The sequence below is a fragment of the Exiguobacterium sp. s35 genome (assembly GCF_018617535.1).
Classification (GTDB): domain Bacteria; phylum Bacillota; class Bacilli; order Exiguobacteriales; family Exiguobacteriaceae; genus Exiguobacterium; species Exiguobacterium aestuarii.
The window spans coordinates 34,177-56,972 of record NZ_JACSKI010000005.1 but is presented as its reverse complement, the minus strand read 5'-3'; the positions used below and the strand labels follow the sequence as shown (position 1 = coordinate 56,972).

Below are 22,796 nucleotides of genomic sequence, written 5' to 3'. Positions count from 1 at the left end.
TAAAGGTTCGGACGCTTTAGGCGAGAACACAACGGCGTTAGAACAGGCAGACGGTAAGGCAAAGGAAATGGCAACTACAATGGGCGACAACTTGCAAGGTAAGTTTAAACAACTTACTTCGGTTATGTCCGGTGTAGCTTACGACATTTACGACTTACTTCTTCCGTCACTCACGAAGATTGTTGAAAAAGCAATCGCCGTGGTTCAGTGGTTCGGGGGTCTTGATGATTCCACGAAGAAAGTAATTACGGTTATCGGTCTTTTAGCGGCGGCAATCGGTCCATTATTGGTTGTACTCGCTACGATGGTTTCGGGTCTTGGATTCGCAATCACTCAATTTGGTGTAGTAATCGGAACAGTCGGAAAGGTTATCGGGATCTTCTCGAAACTTAAAACGGCTATGTCACTTACAAAGGTACTTCCGCTTATTATGTCACCGGCAGGATTGATTATCGCCGGGCTTACGGCACTTATTGCGGTAGGCGTCCTTGTTTGGAAAAATTGGGATACTATCAAGGCGTATGCAATTAAAATTTGGGGGGCAATTTCAGAATGGTTTTCTACGACGCTTGAATCATTGACCACGTTCTTTTCTAATGCGTGGACTACGATTTCCGATACAACATCTTCTGTTCTATCGTCGGTCGCTAAGTTCTTTTCTGATTCGTGGACTTCGATTTCTAACGCTACGACAAAAGCATTTAATGCGGTGAAAGATTTCCTTGTCAAATGGGGTTCTAAACTTATCAGCTTCTTCCCACTAGGAAAACTAGTATTATTCTTCATTAAGAATTGGGAAGAAATTAAAAAGTTCTTAGACATTACTATGCGTATGATTAAGGCACTTATGCAGGTTGCATGGAACTTCATTACTGATAAGATTATCACACCTATTACTAATGCAATTAGTAATGTAATTACTAAAACATGGACTTCGATTAAAGATAAAACATCTTCAATCTTCAATGCGGTATCTTCCGTGGTGTCTTCAATTTGGACTTCCGTGTATAACAAGATTTCTTCAATCGTAAGCAAAGTGTATACATGGGTTAAGTCAAAATTTGACGCCGTGAAGACGGCAACGCAAAACGCCTTCAATTCGGCACGAGATTTGGCAACTTCCGCCTTCACTACGTTGTGGTCTAAGGTGACTTCTACGGCAGGAAAAATTTATTCAACACTTCGGGATAAATTCAATTCTGCTAAGAAGGCAATCACAGATCCGATTGAAGACGCAAAGGACACTGTAGTTGGAATCGTAGAGAAAATTAAAGGTGCTTTCTCACGAATGAAGATTACGATTCCGAAACCTAAGATTCCGAAAATCACCGTTTCGGAAGGTTCGAAGAAGGTTGCCGGTGTATCAATCCCGTTCCCGAAAATCGGCGTACAGTGGAACGCTAAGGGTGGTATCTTTAACGGTGCTTCTATCTTGGGCGGCGGTCAAGGCGTCGGGGAAGCCGGTGCGGAAGCCGTTCTTCCGATTCAACATAAACGTTACATGAAGCCGTTCAGTAACGCAGTAGCAAGTCATCTTGCGAAGGTTGATGACGGAAGCGGAGAAGGTGGCGTCACAAACCATATCGAGGTTTCCCAACTAGTAGTGAGAGAGGAAGCGGACGTTAAACGTATCGCACAAGAACTTTACGACTTACAACGTCGTGGAAATCGAGGGAAAGGACGTGGCTAATAAGTGATTACGCTTAATGGCGTTCGTTCCGATAGTTTTAATGGCTTGATTGTGAGGGAAGTAATCGAACGGGTTCTTCCCCCGGTCAACCAAAAGGCATTTAAAACAAATGGAATGGACGGTTTACGAGATTTCGGGTATACACTCGAAGCAAAGGAAATTACAGTTCAATTCGGGATTCATTACCCGTCACTAACAGAAGGTAAAAGTATGGTACGTGAAATAAGCGGTTGGTTATTCAATGAAGATCTTGTTCCGCTTGTCATGGACTATGAACCGGACATTGAATACATGGTTCGTGTTGTAGACGCCGGGCAGTTGTCGGGCGAACATCATTATGAAGAGTTTGAAGTAACATTCAACATTCCTTCCGGGCTTGGTACATCTATTTCGCCGCATGATTCATTGTTGAAGGTGGGTTCTAATAACATTCAAGTATTAGGAACTTATAAGACATATCCTATTTACACTTTTAATGTAAATACTAATGTATCTTCATTAGAGGTTAGTAATGGAGAATCTAAGGTAAAAGTTGTCGATAACTTCGTTATCGGTGATGAAGTCATTATTGATTGTGAGTTAGGGAAAGTAACGGTGAATGGTTCGGTTGTTCCGATTACAACTCTTACTTCCGACTTCTTCCCACTCAAACCGGGATCGAATACGTTGACGGTTACGGGCGGACAGGCAACTGTTTCACATCATAGTAAATGGCTTTAATTGAATAATGATTTTCAAGCACTCTACTTTAACCGGTAGGGTGCTTTTTTCTTGTATAGAAAGGCGTTAGTTCGCCTATAACTTAGAAACTTATGAGGGGGTAGGGTTAGTGAAAAACACGAACCTGTATGTATTTGACGGGCAGACGGAAGAACGTTTAGCAATTCTTTCTTTGCAGGATAACCAACAATTGCCTTACGGCGATGATGAATATATCGAACAATTGAATAAAGACTATTCATTCGAATTTTCCGTTCCGCTTGAACACGAAGATTCAAAATATCTTGTTAAGAATAACCGGGTGTTGTTTGTAGACAAGGACGGTTACTTACAAGAATTTCAGATTTACAAGGTAGAGGAAGAACGGTCTAACGATATTGCAATGATCCGTGTATATGCGGAACACGCATATTATGAACTTCTCGACGACGTGGTAACAGATTTACGAGTACGTAACGGGGAAGCGACGGAAGCGGTAACTAAAGCATTGTCTACTTCTCGATGGAATCCGGGGCAAGTTGATTCGTTAGGAACAGGAACGGTGAACTTCTACTACTCAAACGGATTAAAGAACTTGCAGGACATTGTGAAAGAGTTCGGCGGCGAATTACGTTTCCGTGCGTCATTGAACGCAGATGAAACGAAGATTGAAAGCCGCTACGTTGACTTACTTACACGACGTGGGGCAGACACGGGGAAACGTTTCGAGTACACGAAGGACATTGTTTCTATCAAACGAACGACAGACTTTTCGGGAATCAAGACGGCGTTGTATGGACGTGGTAAGGGTGAAGAAACGGAAGATAACGGATATACACGTAAAGTAACAATCGAATCCGCAGAATGGACGGTAGCGAACGGGAATCCGGTAGACAAACCATTCGGACAAGAATACGTTGAGAATCTTGAAGCATTGTCACTATTCGGACGAGAAGGCGGCACACGTCACCGTTTCGGCGTATTCGATGTAGATTCAACAGATCCATATGAAATCCTACAAAAGACTTACGAAGCACTTCTTGATGTATCGACACCAAAAGTAACTTACGAAGTCGAGGGGCAGGACTTAGAAATTATCGGTCTGTCACATGAGAAAGTGCGGCTAGGTGATACGGTCTTCATCATTGACCGTGGATTCAAACCGGAACTTCGAATTGAAGCACGGGTTATTGAATTGCGGCGTTCATTGTCAAACCCGGAACAAGTAACGATTGTTTTAGGGAACTACATTCCTTTGTTCACGGACATTTCTACGGAACTTGAAGAACTTAAATCAGAGTTCACAGACCGTAAAGGTGTGTGGGATAAAGTCGAATCAATCGACGGTTCTAACATCGTTGTAGGCGACACAAGTTTTGAAGACACAATCCCGGCAGTACCTACGAATGTAACGGCAATCGGATTGTTTAAAAACATTGCGGTTGAATGGGATTTCGAACCTTCGTCTTACATTGCGGCTTATGAAGTATACGGTTCTCAAATCGCTAACTTCACACTAGACGAATCGAATCTATTGTTCCGTGGGAAAACGGGTGGCTACGTTCATGCGGCGGACGTAAACGAAACATGGTATTTCAAAGTACGTGCAATCAACACACATGGTAACGCCGGTAACTATTCCGCTACGGTAAGTGCTTCTACAAATCGTATCAGTACGCCGGACTTCGAAGATCTTTCCATTACGAAAGCTAAGATTGCGGATTTGGCAGTAGATTCAACTAAGATTGCAGACGCTTCGATTACGAACGCTAAGATTAAAGATTTGTCAGCAGACAAGATTACGGCAGGAAAGTTGAAGGCACAGTTTATTGAAATCGGTTCGACTACTACGTATTCACCGGGATATGACCCTTCTACAAAAGCTTCCGTACAGGCGTTGAATGATTTGTCCGTAGTGGTAGACGGCAAGGCGACACCTTCCGATATTCAAGCGGCGGAACAGAATCTTCAAAGTTTGATTGACGCAAAAGCAGATCCGGCAGATATTGAAACGGCTAAGTCAGATTTACAACTATTAATTGACGCTAAAGCAACACAAGCAGACATTGACGCCGCTTCCCAAAACTTGCAAACGTTGATTGACGCTAAGGCAGACCCTTCCGACATTGAAGCGGCAGAACAACATTTACAAACGCTAATCAACAGTAAAGCAGATCCGGCAGACATTCAAGCGGCAGAACAACGTCTTCAAACGGCGATTGATTCTAAGGCGTCAAATCAAGCGTTAAATGACCTTGCTATTGTTGTAGATGGTAAGGCAACCCCGGCAGACATTACGGCGGCAGAGAACACGCTTAAAACGCTTATCGACGCTAAGGCAGACCCGGCGGATATTCAAACCGCTAAAAATGACCTTCAATTGTTGATTGACGCTAAGGCGACACAGGCGGATATTGACGCCGCTACACAGAATCTACAAACATTGATTGACCAAAAAGCAACACCGGAAGATATTGCGGCGGCAGAAGCGGAACTTCAATCACTCATTGATAAGAAAGCAGATCCGGCGGATATTGCGGCGGCGGAATCCCGTCTTGAAGCATATGCCCGACAACAGGCACAAGCGGCAGAAGATAACGCTAACGCATATACAAACGAGTATACGAAACCGGTTATGACTTCGATGTATGACCCTTCGTTCTCACAAGGTACTAAGTTTTGGTCAGCTAGTTATTCCGGGTACGATTTACCCGAACTAGTTTCCGCAAACGTTGTTAAATCAACCGATTCAATCGACGGCGGTAATGTATTAGAAATTAAAAATGCTAATTGGGTATTTTCTCGTAACCCTATCCCCGTGAACGTAAACCGTGTGTATAAGATGACTTTCCGGGTTCGTCAAACTGTAAACCCGACAACGGCAGGAACTTCAAAAGTATATGCCGGGGTAGCGACGTTAGATGAAAACTTAGTCAACTTGACGGGCGGAAGTGGTTCACACCGCTATTTAGCGGCTATTGGTGCAACAATTACCGTAGAAGATGGTTGGCAAGTGTTTGAAGGTTTGATTACAACGGAAGGTGACGGGCATAATCAATTCCGCCCCGGCACTAAGTACGTTCGTCCTATGTTCATTGTGAACTATGACGGCGGTAATGGTACGGCACAAGTTGATTACATTAACTTCGAAGACGTAACCGAAATTCAATATCTTGATGAAGTTGTAAATGAAATCGACATTCGAACTACGGAAAACTCAATCGTACAAACGGTTCGTGAATCCGTTGAATACTCTAACGATTTGAACGAAAAGGCGTCCGCTTCCGATTTACAGAACTACGCCACGGGTGACGCATTGGAACAGGCGAAGCAAGATTTCGAAGTCATTGTAAATGACAAGGTAAATTCTATTGACCTAACGCCGTTCGCAACGAAATCAGAAGTTGAACAGACGGCGAATGAACTTGACTTTAAGTTCTCTTCAAGTGGTGGTGTAAACATCATCAAGAACAGTGTTGGTTTTGCCGGTACTGATTTTTGGGATCTTCTTTTAGATAAAGACGCATACGGTGTGATTACCGGTAGTATAGACACCGTTCAGAATGTTGAATTAGAAGAGAAAGCTTCCGGTTCTGCTTTTGTATTGAACGGTGCAAAGCTTTCACAAGACGTTCGAAATTCACCGCAGTACCATACACTTTCATTCGTTGTGAAGAAAGACGCACCGGGCGAAGGTTATGTGAAATTGACTTACGACGGTGTAGAAGAGGTTGTCAACATCAACGCCGGAACAAGTTACGACTATGAACGTTTTCAAATCATTGTCGAACCTAACTCTTCGAACATGAATGTTGAACTTTACGGAAGTGTTGCTAGTGATTTAACGATCACCGGATTAATGCTTAACGTCGGAAACGTGCCGCTTCAATGGCAACATTCCGCCGGTGAAGTTTATAACACGAATGTTCTTATGGATTTGAACGGTATTCGAGTTGTATCAAACAAGTATAACGGCTACACCGCAATTACCCCGGAAGAGTTCGCAGGGTGGGCGGAAGTCGAAGGTGAAATGAAGAAAGTCTTCACCTTAAACAAGGACGTAACCGAAATGAGTAAGGTAAAGGCAGAAGAAGAAATTTCTATGTCACCTATCAAAGTTGTTCCGGTTTCATCAACTCTTTATAAGGGTTGGGCGTTCATTTCAGATGAATCATAAAAACTATCCCCTACGGTTTTCCGTGGGGGATTTTTATTTATAGGGGGAAAACAAATGGCTTTAAGTGGTTATTTTTACACAAACGTTGCGTCTAACTTCCGTTTGTCTTTAGAGTGGTCAGCAACACAAAGTATTAGTGGGAACTATTCAGACGTAACAACAAAACTATATTGGATGTCTTTATCGTCAAGTGCGGTTGTATATTCGTCAGCAACTAAGACCGCTTCCACAACGATTAGTGGTAGTTCGACAACATCTTCTGCTTCCGCCGGTCTAAGTGGTAATCAGAAGAAGTTGATACACACACAAACGAAACGGATTTACCACAACGCAGACGGAACGGCGTCTGTATCGCTAGACGGTTGGTTTGACGCAGAAGTTACGCTAAACGGTCAATGGGTTGGTCGTATTAATCTATCGGCTAAAACATACACACTAAATACAATTCCACGGGCGTCTACTATTTCAACGTCAGTTAGCTTCGTAGCCGGTAATACGTTAGCAATTGGTGTAGCCCGTGCTTCGTCGTCATTCACACACAAAGCGAAACTAGAAGTACAGAATAGTAACGGATCGTGGCGACTAATTAAACAAACCGGAACATTTGGAACATCGGAAAGTATGAATTTCAGCGTTGCAGACATTACCGACATTTTCTTAGCGTTGGCACAACGTAGCCGGACAGTTTCACGGGTAACATTGGAAACGTTTAGCGGTTCAACAAAATTAGGGGAATCTGTTAAAACGGGGTATGCGGACGCACCTTCACAATCTACCGTTGCTTCCGGTTTTGATAATAACGTGTTTGTAGATATGGGTGTAACCGGCGGTATCAATCGTTCAATGAGTTCCTTCACACATACCGTTGAAATCACTTTAGGTAACTACACCAAAACAATTACAGGTGTTACAACTTCGTTTAATTGGACGCCTACGACGGCAGAACAAAATAGCTTGTACGCACAAATGCCTAACGATAATCGTAAAACCGGGAACGTCATTGTGACGACGTATTACAACGGCGTAAAAGTTCGGGGAACTACCGCTACGTCAATTACGTTTAATGTGCGAAATTCAGATCCGGTTCTTTCTGATTCGGCAGTTAGTTTTCAAGATATTAACTCAACAACTACGGCACTAACGGGGAATAATCAGTACATTGTGCAGAATCAATCTGATTTCCGGGCTACGTTAAGTGCGGCGGCAACGGCTAAGAACGGTGCTTCTATTCGTTCATATGTAATTTCAATTGCCGGACAATCTAAGGAATTGACTTCGACGGGTTCGCACACGTTCGGGAAGATTGACGCTTCTACGAATCAGACTTTAACCGTTCGGGCAGTTGATTCACGGGGGAACACCGCAACGGTAATGAAGACGGTTCAAATGCTTCCATACCAAGCCCCGGAAGTAACCCTAATTGCAAAACGTGACAACAAGTTCGAAACAACGACACGAAGTGAAGTAATTGGAACGTATTCACCACTTGAAATTGGTGGGGTTAAGAAGAACTTAATTCAATCTATTTCATACAAATACCGTGCTAAAGGTGGTACATGGTCAACATCAACCGGGCTTACTGTTTCAACAAATGGAACGGCGTTTGCTTCAAATAAATTCGCACTTGAATTTGATAATACAAAAGCATGGGAATTGGAAGTAGAAGTTGTAGACAAGTTTGGAAACGTGACCGCTTCTGCAATCATCAGTAAGGGGCAACCGATCTTCTTCATTGAATCTGAAAAAGGCGTTGTGTCTATTAATCAGTTCCCACGACAAGCGAACACACGAAGCTTTGAAGTTGCCGGCGGTGTTGTAGTAGAAAGTGGTTATTTTGAAGTTGGTACGTATGACGCAACTTATGGAACAGGGTTCATGCAAAGTTTCTACGATGGGAACACGAATACGTGGAGATTAACGGCACGGGATAAAGACTATAACGGAAATGATTTAAACGTTAGAACAACGGGTGATTTAGTAGCGGCTAAAGATGTGATTGCGGAAGGAACGGTTCGTGGTTCTGCCGGGAATATCAACGGAAGACTTGATGTAAATGAAATCTATTCTGCCGGTGCTATGCAAGGACGTTTGAAGCATACGAACGGCTACATGGAAGTACAATCATTCAACAGTGGTTATGGAAATGGTCAAGCGGAATTGTGGTATCGGGCAGACCAACGACAATTAACCGTAGTCAGTCGAAACAGTGGAGATTCCGGCAGTAATGCGGCAAACCTCTACGTAGACACTTTGTTGACTAGTAACTTGCGAACCCCTTCTACCGGTTCATATGGTTATCTACAATCCGGTTCGGCAAGGGAATGGCGTGTAACTGAAATCGGTACTACATCAACTTACCGCCCGATTCGTGCCGCTTCGTTCCCAACCGGTTCTTCTATCAACTACAAGACGAATCTTGAAAAAGCAGACGAATTAAGTTTCAAAGCGACGGACTTAATTAATAATACGCAGGTATGGAAGTATCATCTTCAATCAAACATTGATGGTGGGATCTTCGATAAACCGAAAATGGGTGTCATTACAGAAATGTCCGATTCAATCATTCGTGATGAAGACGGTGTAGACGTTTATTCGATGACCGCTTTATCATGGTTGGCACACCAAGAAAAAGACGCCCGGATTGTAGAACTTGAAAATAAGGTTTCAAGTCAAGAAGAAATGATTCTAGCGTTGAATATGGAGAACAACAAGCAGAAAGCGTTGATTTCAGATATGTTACAACGTCTTGAAAAACTCGAATCCGCTAGTACGGACGTATGACAGAAGGACTATACAACAAGGAAGGGCAAACGCCTTTCCTTTTTGTTTTGTCTAATCCCCAACAGACACACCCTAGAAACGGGGTTAAATCATGGAACAAATGGTTTTCGAATCATTACTAAGTAAGGAAAGTATCTTCGCAGTTCTTTTTGTCTATTTACTCATTCGACAACTCAAACATACGGAACGGCAACAAGTGACGAACGAGTATCGAGAAGAGAAGCTTTATAGCTTTTTAGACGGTATGCGTGACGAGTTCGCAAAGTTGGTCAAACAGTATGAACGATTGTCTAACGACGTTGAAGACATTAAGGGCGAGTTGAAGGAACACCGACAAAAAGGAGAGAAATAAAGATGTCAGTTTTAAAAGTGAAATCTATTGATGGTGTACCTGTAACGGTCAACATCGTTCCTAAAGGGAACATTGCCGTTCGTCCTGCTTATCCTATGAATCCTACGTCAGTAGCGGTTCACAACACGGGTAACAGTGGTAAAGGTGCGGACGCAGAAGCACACAACCGCCTTCTTCACAATCAGTCGAAGTTAGGTTCGGCGGCACGTTGGGCTTCATATCACTTTGTCGTAGACGCTAAAGGCATTTATCAGAACTTACCGCTTAACGAATCAGCATGGCATACAGGCGATGGGGCAGGAATCTTTTCCGGCAACCGTACCGCAATTGGTATTGAAATTTGTGAAAACTCGGATATGGACTATGAGAAGGCAGAACTTAACGCCGTTAAGCTTGTTGCTTTCTTGATGGATATGTTCAACTTCAATATTTCACAAATCAAACCGCACCAAGCGTATAGCGGCAAGTATTGTCCGCATAAGATTCTTTCACGTTCGGGCGGCTTCACAACGTTCACAACGGCGGTTCGTGATTATCGTTTAGGATCTAAACCGGTCATCAAAGATACGGTCAAAGTTCCTTCACCTAACGTAGCCGGTGCAACTAGTGACCGTGTAAACGATTCGTATAGTGGTCTTCGTCTTGAAGTCATCTATAACGGTGAAGTCAACTTCTATTCGAAACCGGGCTTCGACACGGCTAACCGTATCGGAACAGTTTCTAAAGGGTTGGGCTTCCCGACAGTGGTAGACAAATTTAAGATTGATGGTTCGTATATGTACGAGGTGCGTAACTCTAAGGGTGCGACTTACTACATTACGGCACGGGAAGATCTTGTTCGATTGGTCAACTCAAAAGGTACGACGGCAGTTGTTTCTAAACCACGCAATAAGACGATTAACGGAATCACGGTTGCCGGTTACGTCCAAGTAGTCAACGTCCGAAACGCTTGCTACATTGTTGCTTCACCGTCTAGCCGTGGCAAGATTTTAGGAACGGCGAAGAAGGGTGAGAAGCTTCCTATTTCGGGTTCGGTTACGGGTTGGTTCGAAGTCATTCATGACGGAAAACGGGCTTATATCAATGCTAAATATGGTAAGCGTGTTTAAGAAATAATAGGTGAAGGCGTCCTTCCTCTATTATTGTTGATAGGTGAAGGGGTGCTTCCCCTATATAGGTGCAGGGTGTCTTCTCCTAATTAGGTGAAGGCGTCCTTCCCCCTAAAAAGACTATTCTTTTTAAAAATACAAATATAAAAAGATTATATATAATATATAGCCGCTAGGCGGTTAGGAATGAGGGATAAAACATGATGGAATTAGGTGTATTGGTAGCATTGATTGTTGGTATTAATCAGACGATTAAACCATTTGTAAAAGTGAACTTGCTTCCGGTAATCTCAATCGTATTAGGTACGGTACTAGGTGCGGTTGTTCTTACAGACTTCGAAATTACAGAACGTATCATCTACGGTATTGCTTTAGGGCTTACCGCAAACGGTACATTTGACTTAACTAAAGTCGTGACGAAACGATAATTGAATAGTTTTTAAAGATAATGCCCCTTGTGCGTCGTGTGTTGACGTGTGAGGGGCTTTCTTTTTGTTTCTAATACCTTCGTAACACTCAACCCTTCTCGACGCTTAGAAGCGATTCTACGGCTTCTTTAATCAATCACATTTCTTGTGTCACAAAATACTAACCATTTCCCAACAGTAAGTACGAAGCAATGAAAGGACGATGAACAATGAATAATCAACATTTGTTTTCAGTATCGCACGACAAAGAAATGAACTTCTTCACCGGAGAAGTTGAAAGTAACGTTTATCTACGTGTGTATACATCAATGTTCACAAGTGGATTAGTAGCACGAATGAAGATCCACAATTTCGCAACACTTATGGCAATCGCTTCTTACATGGACGAGAACGGCGAATGTTACCCGACGCAACAACAACTAGCAAAGCGTATGGGCGTTCATGCGAATAGCGTAAACAAATACGTGAATCAACTTCTTGAATTTGAGGTGGACGGGAAGCCGGTCATTACTCGTGAGGTTGTAAATAAGGGGCGTGGGCGTGTGTCGTCTATGTACAAGATTCACCCTATCTCGCAACTATCTATTTTTAATGGAACGGTAGAAACGATTCAGAACCAAAATGAGGACGAAGAAGAGAAGCCGGAAGCACCTGTAAAGAAAAAGTTCACGGCAAAGAACGTTGTCGCATTATTCACGGACAAGTACCGGGATCACTACGGGGCGAACTATAACCCGTCGTGGGGGCGTGATATGTCACTCGCTAAAAAGCTTCTTGACCGATACGAACCGGAAACAGTCGAAGAAATCATCGACATTGCAATCACGGAATACGACGAACGTTGGAAATCGGTGAAGTTCCCACGCCCAACAATTGGTGCGGTGGTGTCCTTCATTGCAGAACAGGCGGCGGCAGTCATTGAAGAACGTCGTGAACAAGATAAGACATTTGAAGAATATGATTCAAAAGCAGAAGAAATGGAAGCGGCAGTTGAAGACAAGCTTTCTAAACTAGACAGAATGTGAGGGTGAACAATGGAGAAAATCAACGTACTAGAACCATATTGTAAGCGGTGCGGCGAACGTGGGGGTTGTGACTACACTTGTTACCCTTACGTCATCATGCACGGTATGAACGGTGACGGCGGTATTTGGAAATCAACACAAGTACCTAAACGTTATCAGAAGTCATTCTTGAAGAACCTACCGATTGCGGAACAGAATCCGGCGTCATATAAGTTTGTTTCCCGTTATATCGAACGTGTGACCGAACTTGTGCGGCGTGGCATTGGATTGTATCTGTATTCGATTCCGAACAAAGAGAACCGCAAAGGAACAGGAACAGGGAAGACGACGGTTGCAACGGCAATTATTAATGAATATGTCATTCAACGTGTAATTGAACATTCGAAGGGCGAATATCCGATTGTCGAGAATCCGGCGTTGTTTGTAAAAGCAAGTGAGTTTCAGAACACGTTCAACGAACAGTTCCGGGGAACGGACGAAAGCAAACAGAAAGCCGCTTCTAAATTCTTGAAGTATAAAAAGCTAATGTTGTCCGTTGAATTGCTTGTCATTGATGATATTGCGTTACGTGGAACGACGGAAGCGTATCAAGATCTTTTATACGAAATCATCGACAAACGATACAACGAAGAACTAACAACTATCTTCACGTCGAACACGCCTTTAGAACAGTTGGGTGAAGTAATGAACTATCAGATTGCTTCACGTATTGAAGGTATGACGGAAGAAGTATTGCTTAAAGGATTGGATAACCGGAAAGGCGGCGTATTGTAATGCACTTAGAATCAAAGCTTATTTCAAAGATTCTCGATGAAAAGAACCTACACATTACGAAACAGTTCAACGTAACGCCGGACGACTTCACGACGCAGAAGCCCGTATTTGATTTCGTTCGTGAATATGTTCGTGAGTATGGAGAAACACCGGACTATCGAACAGTCGTAGAAAATTTCGATCAATTCGAATATGTACCGGAAGTTGCAGACACATTCCCGTACTTGTGTAAGTCGCTTAAATCGGCAGTATCGAAACGCCGTTCATTCGAACTTCTACAAAAGCAAGCCGGGGAAAAGTTTTCATCATTGAACGGACTTGATTTCGTCAATTGGCTACATGAAGAAGTTGATTCAATTCGCAAAGTGGCAAACGTCATGAGTAACGCCGGAATCAATATTGCCGTGAATGGTGTCGAACGTAAGCTATGGTACGAAGAGAACAAGGAACAACGGTCATTCTCATTCATTCCAACGCCTTATGAATCGTTGACGAAATGGTTAGGGGGCGGATTTGAAATCGGTGACTATATCCTTTTAATGGCATTTACCAACCGAGGTAAATCATGGATTGCTACACAGTTCGGGCAAACGGCGTGGCGTAATGGCTTTGGTGTCCTTCACTATTCGCCGGAATTGTCTAAGAAACAACAAACGTACCGATTCGAAACCGTTGACGGTCATTACAACAACGTAGATTTACGCCGTGGTCAATTGGAGAACGAAGCGGAATATCTTGAATATCTCGACACGTTCAACGAAGAGAACGAAGCACCTTACATTATTAAGACGATGGAAGATCTACCGGACGGGTTAAGCGTCGATGTAATCGAAGCAGATTTACAAATGAATCCGAACGTTCATATGGTCATCATTGATGGATTTAACTTGATGGTACACGGCAAAGGGAACAACCTTCGAAACAACATGACAACGACTTCACGACGTTTGCGGCAAGTGTTCGGACGTTACCAAGTCGCCGGGCTTGTTGTTCATCAAACTAATGCGAGTAGTGAGAAAGAAAACAATGAAGAAGATGACGACGGTTTGCGTATGGTCAAGCCGCCTAAACTAACGGACTATTCGGAAACAATCGCTATTGTACAGGATTGTGCGACAGGGCTAACGTTTGACCAAAAAGACGGCGTAGGTAAGTTGTCAATTGAGAAAGCCCGTGAACCGTCCGTAGGGAACGTTCTCGATCTTCTTTGCAACTTTAACGAGGGTTACATCAAAGAACCTTCACTAACCGATAACTTTTAAACAGTGAGGAAGGGAAGCAAGCTATGAAATTACGTGGGATTGAATTAGATATTGATTACCTAGACGAGTTAGAAACGTTTGACGTTTGGGGGAAACATCGAGTTCGGGAAGACAAGTTTCAAGCTTGTTCCCCGTTCCGATATGAGAAACACCCTTCGTTCGCAGTCAACTTAGAAAACGGGTTGTGGATTGATTCGGGGGCGGAATCGGAAGAGTTACGAAAGGGGAACTTCGTTTCACTACTTTCATTCCTACGTGAAGAACCGGCGTCCGATACAATTGATTACTTGTTAGAAAAGTATTCGCCGTTGAATGTGGACGTAGATACATTGACACTTGATTTGAATTTAACAATGGGGGAAGAAGAGAAGAAGATTTTCCGAAAGGAAGAACTTGAATACTTATTTTCAACAAGTGAGTATTTAACGGGGCGTGGCGTAAGCGAAGATGTACAACGAGTATTTCAAACCGGGTATGATTCAAAAGACAAGGCGGTTGCGTTTTGTTGGCACGACAAGTTGGGGAACATTGTCAACGTCAAGTACCGTTCTGTAAAAGATAAAATGTTTTGGTACGGGGAAGGGCAACAGATTAAGCACCACGTATACGGATTGCATATCGTGAAAAGGGCAGGACATGAAAAGGCGTATATTGTCGAATCAGAAATTGACGCTTTATATTTGTGGTCACATGGATTCCCGGCAATTGCTTTAGGACGTGCCGGTATGTCGGAGAAGCAACGGGATCTTATTTTAGGAAGCGGAATTAAAACGTTGATTATCGCAACCGACAATGATAAAGCCGGGTGGCGTTGTGGTCTTCAAATCATTAAAGAGATTCACGGATTGTTGGAATGTAGAACAATTGATATGCCCCGTAACAAGAAGGATATGAACGATTTAGAACCTAATGAACTTCGTAACGTATGTAAGAATCACAGGGCTATTAAATTTAAGATACTAACTTAATTACTAATGTTTAACATAATGTAATTCATAATAAAAAGACGAATGGAGATAGATTCTTCAATCGTCTTTTTGTTTATAGTTGAGTTTCTATAATGTATGGTAGATCAACTACTATGTTCACAATCAAGTAAATAGCAATTAAAACGACAAGAAGTAAAATAACCAACCATGTTATTACTAGCTTTGGTACATTTTCGTTATCACGCAAAATCGGAAGCGGTTTGCAGATACGATAATGAACTAGCTTGTAGTAAAATAACGTGCGAAACGCTTCCCACACAGAATCCGGCTTTGCGACGTACACACGTCTATGTTTTCCTTTCTTGAAAGGAAGAAGGGCTAAACCTTTCATTACGGGGTCTTTCTCTATGATGTAAAGTCGCCGTGCTTCTCGAAACATTCCTATGATATACATAGTGAACATGCCTAAAAAGAAAATGGATATACGCTTCACATAGAAGTAGGATTCTATTCCGAACCACCCTACAAGGTGCGAAACAATTTCATCATTCATATTTGTATCAATCGCCTTTCTTATCAACGTCTTCAATGAACTTGCGATATAGGGCTACGATTTCGTGGTACAACTCTTGTTTCATTTTAGATGATAGTTTTTCGTTATTTTGAATTTGATATAAAGTGTTCAACAAGTCTTTATTCTTCCGTAATTCATCTGTTAAGTCAACCGGTATTGAATTAAAGGCGTCGAATACATCTATTTCCGATATTCCGTATACGTGTGCAATTGCAGAAAGTATTTTATCAGATGGTCTATGACCAACGCCCCGTTCAATTTCGCTTATGTAATTTTCTGATACGCCCACCAACTTTGCGTACTCTTTCATTGTATGTTTCCTACTTTTCCTAATTCCTCTAAGTCTATTTCCTAAATCCTCTAAATTATTCATTATAATATTATGCCCCTTGTCATTATTGTGACAACGTACCCGATATGTAAGTAAACTTTAAAATAGTATTTCAAAAATATTTCTCTTAGGGTTGAAGTCGTTTTCGAATTTTGGTAAATTAGTAAGTGTTCCCAAAAGGAAATGGTAATAAACATGGGTACATACGGAATCGAGGAAGCGACCTAACCGCCAACCTCACAAAAAAGGTTACGTTATAAGAAAGCTTTTGTAAATAGTCGGAAAGAAGCTTCGCACCTTCATGACCGGTTTTATTTTCCTAGTTTTCTAACCTATCTGATTAGTTTAGGACAAATAAAAAAAGTGGCTAGGTTCGCACGCCTAGACACCTTTCACGGTATTAGTTTGGATCTTAACCAGCACCACCCGGAAAAGAACTAATACCTACCTTATCCACACCGCAATACGTACACAAAGGTAAAGACGTAAGTACGGCGTTTATAGGAACAATATATCACGGTATGATAATTATTAAAAGTATAATTATCGTTTTTTCGTCATATATTTTACATTAATTCCTATTAAGCAATCGTCCTATGCGTTTTCGCATGGGGTTTTTTATTGCCTATTGATTACGTATATATGTATTACGGTAAGTTTCGCAGACCTACCATAATACACATACATAAGGTGTTCTAAAAACTTTATAAACTTTTTTGCGATGTTGTGTCACAAGTCGCTTCCCTTTTCCCAACAGAAAGTAAGTCGGGATTAAGGGAGAGAATTTGACATGAAAACACACACTAGCAAAAACGTAGAAAGAGTTAATGAAATCGCCGGGGTATTGCTTAACGTTCCTATGGAGAAAGAAGTTTATAACTTCATGTACACGGATCTTATCGCAGAAATGAAGCCGTGGATTGAACGGGCGGCAAGATACCACTACAAGCGATTCAGTAACTTCAATGGCGTACTTGAAGACTTTTACGGGTTCTACTATGACGCTATTGATAAAGTTTTGACCGGACAAAGTTTCGCAGACTTCGACCCGTCAAAAGGAGATTTCTACGCTTTGGTTAGTTCTGAAGCAAAAGGTAAGATTTCCGATTATCGTAAGTATTTGAACGCTGAAATGCGTAGCCGCAGATCAGAAGCTTCATCACTTGACGAAATGCACCCTACGGAAGATGACGCAACGTTCGCAGATGTTGTTTCATCACCGGAAGCACGTCGGATTGATGACCTTGTTTCATCAGACCTATATGTAAAGGAGTTGTTCGAAGCGTTTGAAGCCGCTACGAACGACGGAACACGGAAGGTAACTGTTTTGAAAATGCTTATGTACCCTAACGTGTTCGACACGGACGACATTGTACAAGTTTTCGGAAGTGAAAGTTATGATAACTCTACCCGTCAACGAGTACGTCGAATCCGCAAAGAATTTCAGGTTTTCAAGTCACAATTCGATTCCTAAATCCCTACTGTAAATGAAAGGGAAAGGGGGAAGACGTGATTGGTAAATAAAACCTATAACAAGTATATTAAGATCGCTTTAAACTTTCAATACTTTTTTCGGTAATACGTTAAAAATATTTTACAGGGTCTTGATAACGCCGGATCGTTTTCCTCTTTTCCCTTTACAAAAAACGTAAACAAAAGGGGAAAACAAATTATGGCGAACATTTTCACAAAACGAGGACAAGAAGCGAAAGAGAGTATGAATCAAGGCGGCGTTGATTTGAAGAAGATCTTCATTCGATTGAAAGAAGATGAATCAGTACGTGTGCGTGTGTTGGGGCTATTCGACTACGTAGAATATCTCGCAGTAGGTGATTTCAACTTAGGAATCTTTACGCAACCTTCACTTGTACCACTAGGCAAGCCGGACGCAATCGACGAAGCTTACCAACACGTTAAGGACTTCGACGACGAACACGAACTTGCAGACTTCAAACGACTTTACCCGAAAAAACGCTACGTGTTTGCGTTCGCAGACATTGATTCAAACGAAATTCGTGTATGGGAATGTTCGAAGAAACAGGCGAAAACACTTATCAAACAGATTGAACAGTACAAAGAAGACATTGAAGACACGGCGTTCAACTTCCTTCGTACAGGAACGAAAACAGATACTACGTATTCTCTTAACCCGATCTTGAAATTACGTGGTAACGACGTAGAGAAGTTCGAAGCCGCCGGTGAACTCGAAGTAACGGACGAATTGTTTAACAGTGTTATTGTTCCACGCACTTATGAACAACAGGTGGAAGCACTCAAAGCGGCAGGATTCCCGGTGGAACTCTTGTCGGGTGCTAAAGAAGAAACGGGTAACACCGTGGACGTTGACGAAGAGGATCTTCCTTTCTAATCGTCACAAATACAAACCTCTTTCCCAACTAAAAGGGAAGGGGGTTTTTCATTATGGAATTGAATATTTCGCTTTCAATGGAAGACGACACAAAGAAAAAAGAACGAGTAAAAGAAGCAACAAAGAAGAAGAAAGCGGCGGCGTATATTCCGACGTGGGAAGAAGTTTGGATTACCGGCTACACGTCACACACGGGGGCGTTCAAACCGGCAATCTTCAAAGCGAAGAACAGTGATTCCGACAAGCAGAAGTTGAAAGAAGTGTTCGACGCTATTAATAACGGTGAACTTACCGTTGGTGTAGAGGACTTACGTAAATTCACGAAGGCACACGCCTTACGTTTGTTCAAAGCACTTCAAGCAAACCGTAAAGACGCATTGATTGCGAAGATGATTGCGGAACGTCCGACTAACTACATTACCGTTCGGACGGAAGAAGAATTGCATAAGTTGAAACTTGTTATTCAAAAAGAATTAGAAATTGCAATTGATACCGAAACAACCGGACTTGATTACTTCACGGACGTTATCGTAGGTATTTCAATTACCGCACCGGAAGCAGATTTACATTACTACATTCCGGTAGACCATGAAGAAAATTCTACACAATTACCACGGGATTATGTATTAGAAACCCTTCGTGAAGAATTTGAATCAGATGACATTAAGAAGATCTACTTCAATGCCAAGTTCGATATTCATATGTTCCGACGACACGGCGTTAAGATGGGCGGCTTCTTGTTCGACGGCTTGATTGCTATGAAGCTATTGAATGAGAACGAAACAGGTTACGCACTCAAAGACCTTGCTACAAAGTACGGTAAGCATTTTGGATTTGAAGATAAATCGGCAACGTTCGAAGAGTTGTTCGGAAAGGGTGGCTTCGAAAGAATCCCTATCGACATAGGTAGTATCTATGCGTGTAAAGATACTCACTTAACGTACCGCTTCTATAAAGATTTCATCATGGTTCATTTCAAGAAGTTACCGGACGTAATGAAGTTGTACTTTGACATTGAAAGACCGATTACAGAAATCTGTATTGAGATGGAACAGAACGGGTTCGCTATCGACAAAGATTTCGCTAAACAATATGCGGCGGAATTGCAAGAAGAAGTAGACGAATTAGAACGTGAAGTACAAAAAGAGTTCGGCGGAATCAATCTTAATTCACCGAAACAGTTGCAGGAAATGTTGTATGACGAGTGGCGGTTAGATGACGTAAGCGGTAAACGAAGCACGGATAAGAAGACGTTGAAGAAATTGTCTTCACATAGCCCGGCTATTTCGAAGCTTCTTGAATATCGAGATTTGAACAAACTCTTATCTACGTATATTGCACCACTACCGGAAAAGGTGAAATCAGACGGACGACTACACGGACAGTTTAACCAAGTAGATACGGTAACAGGGCGATTCGCTTCTAAAGAACCTAACTTACAGAACTTGCCGCAACGTGCGAGAAGTATCATTGTCGCCCCTAAAGGTTACGTCTTGTTGGGTGCTGACTTCTCACAAATTGAACCACGGATCTTATCACACCTTGCAGAAGATGACACGATGATTGACGCATATGTAACCGGAAAAGACTTGTATACGGAAATGGCTTCCGGCGTGTTTAAGTTGCCTATTGAATATTGTCTTGATGGTCAATATGACCCGACAGGTAAGTTTCAACCACGAAAAGCGATTAAAGCCGTACTACTCGGAATTATGTACGGAATGGGTTCAAACACACTAGCCGGAAACATTGGTGTATCGACAGAAGAAGCAGACGGGATTATTGATGATTTCTATGAAACATATCCGAAAGTCAAAGCTTATATCGACGCACGACACCAACACGCATATGAACACGAATATGTAACTACGATGTATGGACGTAAACGCCGCTTCCCTAAACACCGACAGACGGCAAACGCCTATAAAGCGTCGGTGAAGAAGGCAGTAGCAATCTTAGGACGTGAACCGAAACAGTTCATTTGGGAAGAGAAACTTCCGTACAAGATGAAACGCACGATTTGGGATTATGGTAAACCGTATCACGCAGTCAATCGTCAATCAGTCAATGCAACTATTCAAGGTTCGGCGGCAGACGTGATGAAGATTGCGATGATTCATCTTGACGAATATTGCAAACAAAAGGGCTACAAAATGGTGGCACAAGTGCATGACGAAGTTTTGATTGAAGTTCCTAACACAATCACCCGTGAAGAAGTCGCAGAAGTTGAACGAATCATGCGTGAGTGTATTCAACTTTCAGTACCTATGAAGGTAGACGCAGAACTATCTGAAAGATGGGGCGAAGGTATGGACGTTGATACATGGTTTGAATTACAACAAACCGGAAATGTGACCCGGAACATCAAGGGCTACGAAGAGTATTACGACAAAGAAACAATGTTTTGGAAGGCGGTGTCTAAATGATTGTTTGGAAAGACATTGCCGGATATGAAGGGCTTTATCAAGTTTCTAACAGTGGTGAAATCAGAAGTTATGACCGTGTTGTATTGGCACGTAGTGGGAAGCCCACGCACAGAAAAGGGCGTGTTCTAAAACAAATCGTAAAGAAGAATGGATATTGCGTCGTAACACTAACTCGAAACAAACATGATCGTAAACAGATGACCGTTCATAGACTTGTGGCGAAGACATTTCTAGGTGAACCGGTTGAAGGTTTGCAAGTTAATCACATAGACGGCGACAAGACTAATAACGACGTAAGTAATCTTGAGTGGACGACACCGAAAGAGAACACAAGACATTCAATTCGAAACGGCTTACGGAAGACATGGGGCAATCAGTTTTATAAAAACATGGAGAAACGGAAGGCGGTTAAATAATGGGGGAACTATTCAACAGAGAAGGGGCAAGTGACTTACGACAATCCGTACTAAATACTATGGGGCGTGGTGAAGAACTTGCAGAAGCAATTGTAAAACACTTTGACGAAATCAATTCATTCGATTTTTGGGAAGATAAAGAAATTGAAAAACTACTTCTACGGCAGAAGGAATTTGAGATTTCACGAATGGGAAAAGGGTTGGACTATCCTAGAGAGTTCACACGGTTTACGCCGTCTAGTTCGGATTCGTGTAAACGTATGTTGTTCTTCAAACACTTGAAAGCACCGAAAGACGAAACGCAGATGACGCCGCAACAGAAGCGATGGGTTAAAAACTCAACGGGCGTACATGAATACCGACAACGTGATTTATTGTATGCGGAAAAGCTATTGAAGAATCCGGCGTTCAAAGTGGTTCGCATTGATGACCCGGACAACCCGGCAAGACATGGTTTGCCGTCATGGGAAAAGCCGCTTGAAACGTATCGTATTGTCGAACACAAAGGGGCGAAGATTTGTGTATCGGGAATGATGGACGGGATCTTAGAATATAAAGACGGTTCGAAAATTGGATTCGAGTTCAAAACGAAATCTAATTCGGTTGCAGATATTAAGGCATTAAAAGCACCTGCCCCGTCACACAAAAAGCAATGTATTGCTTACTCAATCTTGTTCGGTATTGATGAATTTGTAATCACATACGAATCAGTTGCTAAGGACAAGTGGGGGAAAGGTATTCTTGCCCGTGACGACATGAAGGCATTTTATATTAAAGTGACGGAACGACAACGAAAGCAATTACTTGATAAATGGACGGAAGTAGATGAAAACGTACAAACAGGGGAATTGCCGGACGGCGATACAACGAAGTGTTTGTTCTGCCCGTTCAAAGAAGTATGCGGAACGTATTCCGGGGGTATTGCTAAATGATTGTACTAGCGATGGATCTTTCACTAAGTAGCCCGGCGTTCGCTATCCTTGCCAAGAACGCTAAAGAAGAGAAGCCGCAACTACTTCACCTATCAAGTGTTCGAACGAATCCGAAACGGTCACACGGATTCCGACTTAAACAAATCTATGACCACTTAGAACAAGTTCTTCGAACAGAAGACATTGAGATTGACGCCGTGGTTAGCGAGAAGGGATTCAGTCGTCATGCCCGGACAACACAAATTCTATTCATGGTTCACGGCGTAGCCCGGTTGGGTTGCTTCGTCAAAGGTTATGAAGTGGAAGAAATGTCACCGACGACAGTTAAGAAGATCGTAGCCGGGAACGGTAAAGCAAGTAAAGAACAATTAGCAGATTCGGTTCGGGGTTATTTCGACGAAGAACTAACATTCAAGAACGATGATGAATCAGACGCAGTAAGCGTGGGCGTTGCCTACTTCATCGAAAAAGGTAAGTAACAATGGGAATCCTTCGGGATTCCTTTTCTTATTAGTAATACATA

18 protein-coding genes are annotated in these 22,796 nt (G+C 42.3%); 17 read left to right on the top strand and 1 reads right to left on the bottom strand.

What is annotated here, in order from left to right; translation table 11 throughout:
* The 11 genes from KNO75_RS14040 to KNO75_RS13990 form a co-directional block, all read left to right on the top strand.
* A partial coding sequence (locus KNO75_RS14040; protein WP_214822433.1) for a phage tail tape measure protein occupies positions 1-1,690 on the top strand: 1,690 nt, incomplete at its 5' end.
* A gap of 3 nt (positions 1,691-1,693) precedes the next feature.
* Positions 1,694-2,410, top strand: a complete 717-nt coding sequence (locus tag KNO75_RS14035) for a distal tail protein Dit (protein WP_214796566.1) — start codon at positions 1,694-1,696, stop codon at positions 2,408-2,410.
* Between the two features lie 109 nt (positions 2,411-2,519).
* The gene (locus KNO75_RS14030) at positions 2,520-6,566 is read left to right on the top strand and encodes a phage tail spike protein (protein ID WP_214796558.1); all 4,047 of its coding nucleotides are present in this window, start codon (positions 2,520-2,522) and stop codon (positions 6,564-6,566) included.
* Between the two features lie 54 nt (positions 6,567-6,620).
* The gene (locus KNO75_RS14025) at positions 6,621-9,347 is read left to right on the top strand and encodes a hypothetical protein (protein ID WP_214796556.1); all 2,727 of its coding nucleotides are present in this window, start codon (positions 6,621-6,623) and stop codon (positions 9,345-9,347) included.
* Between the two features lie 91 nt (positions 9,348-9,438).
* Positions 9,439-9,699: a BhlA/UviB family holin-like peptide gene (locus KNO75_RS14020; protein ID WP_214796548.1), complete on the top strand. Its 261-nt coding sequence runs from the start codon at positions 9,439-9,441 to the stop codon at positions 9,697-9,699.
* Positions 9,700-9,701: 2 nt separating this feature from the next.
* Entirely contained in the window at positions 9,702-10,808 is a 1,107-nt protein-coding gene (locus KNO75_RS14015) for an N-acetylmuramoyl-L-alanine amidase (protein WP_214796546.1), read from the top strand.
* A 200-nt stretch (positions 10,809-11,008) separates the two neighbouring features.
* Positions 11,009-11,236, top strand: a complete 228-nt coding sequence (locus tag KNO75_RS14010; protein ID WP_214796544.1) for a hypothetical protein — start codon at positions 11,009-11,011, stop codon at positions 11,234-11,236.
* A 209-nt stretch (positions 11,237-11,445) separates the two neighbouring features.
* Positions 11,446-12,261, top strand: coding sequence for a helix-turn-helix domain-containing protein (locus tag KNO75_RS14005; RefSeq protein ID WP_214796542.1), 816 nt, complete (start codon positions 11,446-11,448; stop codon positions 12,259-12,261).
* 9 nt (positions 12,262-12,270) lie between these two features.
* Positions 12,271-13,035, top strand: a complete 765-nt coding sequence (locus KNO75_RS14000; protein ID WP_214796540.1) for an ATP-binding protein — start codon at positions 12,271-12,273, stop codon at positions 13,033-13,035.
* Positions 13,035-14,297 carry a DnaB-like helicase C-terminal domain-containing protein gene (locus tag KNO75_RS13995; protein WP_214796538.1) on the top strand — a complete coding sequence of 421 codons (1,263 nt, stop codon included), beginning with the start codon at positions 13,035-13,037 and terminating at the stop codon, positions 14,295-14,297. Before KNO75_RS14000 ends, KNO75_RS13995 begins: the two co-directional genes overlap by 1 nt.
* Before the next feature lie 23 nt (positions 14,298-14,320).
* On the top strand, positions 14,321-15,265 hold the full coding sequence (locus tag KNO75_RS13990) for a toprim domain-containing protein (RefSeq protein WP_214796536.1): 945 nt from the start codon (positions 14,321-14,323) through the stop codon (positions 15,263-15,265).
* A 521-nt stretch (positions 15,266-15,786) separates the two neighbouring features.
* Here the strand turns inward: KNO75_RS13990 and KNO75_RS13985 are convergent.
* Complete coding sequence (locus KNO75_RS13985) at positions 15,787-16,173, bottom strand: helix-turn-helix domain-containing protein (RefSeq protein ID WP_214796534.1); 387 nt, start codon at positions 16,171-16,173, stop codon at positions 15,787-15,789.
* Between the two features lie 748 nt (positions 16,174-16,921).
* Here KNO75_RS13985 and KNO75_RS13980 point away from each other — a divergent pair.
* The 6 genes from KNO75_RS13980 (at position 16,922) to KNO75_RS13955 (ending at position 22,752) form a co-directional block, all read left to right on the top strand.
* Complete coding sequence (locus tag KNO75_RS13980) at positions 16,922-17,605, top strand: hypothetical protein (RefSeq protein WP_214796532.1); 684 nt, start codon at positions 16,922-16,924, stop codon at positions 17,603-17,605.
* A gap of 198 nt (positions 17,606-17,803) precedes the next feature.
* Positions 17,804-18,499, top strand: coding sequence for a hypothetical protein (locus KNO75_RS13975; protein WP_214796530.1), 696 nt, complete (start codon positions 17,804-17,806; stop codon positions 18,497-18,499).
* Between the two features lie 53 nt (positions 18,500-18,552).
* The gene (locus tag KNO75_RS13970; protein WP_214796528.1) at positions 18,553-20,925 is read left to right on the top strand and encodes a DNA polymerase; all 2,373 of its coding nucleotides are present in this window, start codon (positions 18,553-18,555) and stop codon (positions 20,923-20,925) included.
* Positions 20,922-21,341 (top strand): NUMOD4 motif-containing HNH endonuclease, encoded by a 420-nt coding sequence (locus tag KNO75_RS13965; RefSeq protein WP_214796526.1) that lies wholly within the window; start codon positions 20,922-20,924, stop codon positions 21,339-21,341. The genes KNO75_RS13970 and KNO75_RS13965 overlap by 4 nt, the downstream gene beginning before the upstream one ends.
* The gene (locus tag KNO75_RS13960; RefSeq protein ID WP_214796524.1) at positions 21,341-22,273 is read left to right on the top strand and encodes a hypothetical protein; all 933 of its coding nucleotides are present in this window, start codon (positions 21,341-21,343) and stop codon (positions 22,271-22,273) included. The genes KNO75_RS13965 and KNO75_RS13960 overlap by 1 nt, the downstream gene beginning before the upstream one ends.
* Positions 22,270-22,752, top strand: a complete 483-nt coding sequence (locus tag KNO75_RS13955; protein ID WP_214796522.1) for a crossover junction endodeoxyribonuclease RuvC — start codon at positions 22,270-22,272, stop codon at positions 22,750-22,752. The genes KNO75_RS13960 and KNO75_RS13955 overlap by 4 nt, the downstream gene beginning before the upstream one ends.
* Positions 22,753-22,796: the final 44 nt, after the last annotated feature.

Bases quoted from the DNA above. Each gene is read 5' to 3' on its own strand.
- KNO75_RS14025 (WP_214796556.1), top strand. From the start codon at position 6,621: ATGGCTTTAAGTGGTTATTTTTACACAAACGTTGCGTCTAACTTCCGT.
- KNO75_RS14020 (WP_214796548.1), top strand. From the start codon at position 9,439: ATGGAACAAATGGTTTTCGAATCATTACTAAGTAAGGAAAGTATCTTC.
- KNO75_RS14015 (WP_214796546.1), top strand. From the start codon at position 9,702: ATGTCAGTTTTAAAAGTGAAATCTATTGATGGTGTACCTGTAACGGTC.
- KNO75_RS14010 (WP_214796544.1), top strand. From the start codon at position 11,009: ATGATGGAATTAGGTGTATTGGTAGCATTGATTGTTGGTATTAATCAG.
- KNO75_RS14005 (WP_214796542.1), top strand. From the start codon at position 11,446: ATGAATAATCAACATTTGTTTTCAGTATCGCACGACAAAGAAATGAAC.
- KNO75_RS14000 (WP_214796540.1), top strand. From the start codon at position 12,271: ATGGAGAAAATCAACGTACTAGAACCATATTGTAAGCGGTGCGGCGAA.
- KNO75_RS13995 (WP_214796538.1), top strand. From the start codon at position 13,035: ATGCACTTAGAATCAAAGCTTATTTCAAAGATTCTCGATGAAAAGAAC.
- KNO75_RS13990 (WP_214796536.1), top strand. From the start codon at position 14,321: ATGAAATTACGTGGGATTGAATTAGATATTGATTACCTAGACGAGTTA.
- KNO75_RS13985 (WP_214796534.1), bottom strand. From the start codon at position 16,173: ATGAATAATTTAGAGGATTTAGGAAATAGACTTAGAGGAATTAGGAAA.
- KNO75_RS13980 (WP_214796532.1), top strand. From the start codon at position 16,922: ATGAAAACACACACTAGCAAAAACGTAGAAAGAGTTAATGAAATCGCC.
- KNO75_RS13975 (WP_214796530.1), top strand. From the start codon at position 17,804: ATGGCGAACATTTTCACAAAACGAGGACAAGAAGCGAAAGAGAGTATG.
- KNO75_RS13970 (WP_214796528.1), top strand. From the start codon at position 18,553: ATGGAATTGAATATTTCGCTTTCAATGGAAGACGACACAAAGAAAAAA.
- KNO75_RS13965 (WP_214796526.1), top strand. From the start codon at position 20,922: ATGATTGTTTGGAAAGACATTGCCGGATATGAAGGGCTTTATCAAGTT.
- KNO75_RS13960 (WP_214796524.1), top strand. From the start codon at position 21,341: ATGGGGGAACTATTCAACAGAGAAGGGGCAAGTGACTTACGACAATCC.
- KNO75_RS13955 (WP_214796522.1), top strand. From the start codon at position 22,270: ATGATTGTACTAGCGATGGATCTTTCACTAAGTAGCCCGGCGTTCGCT.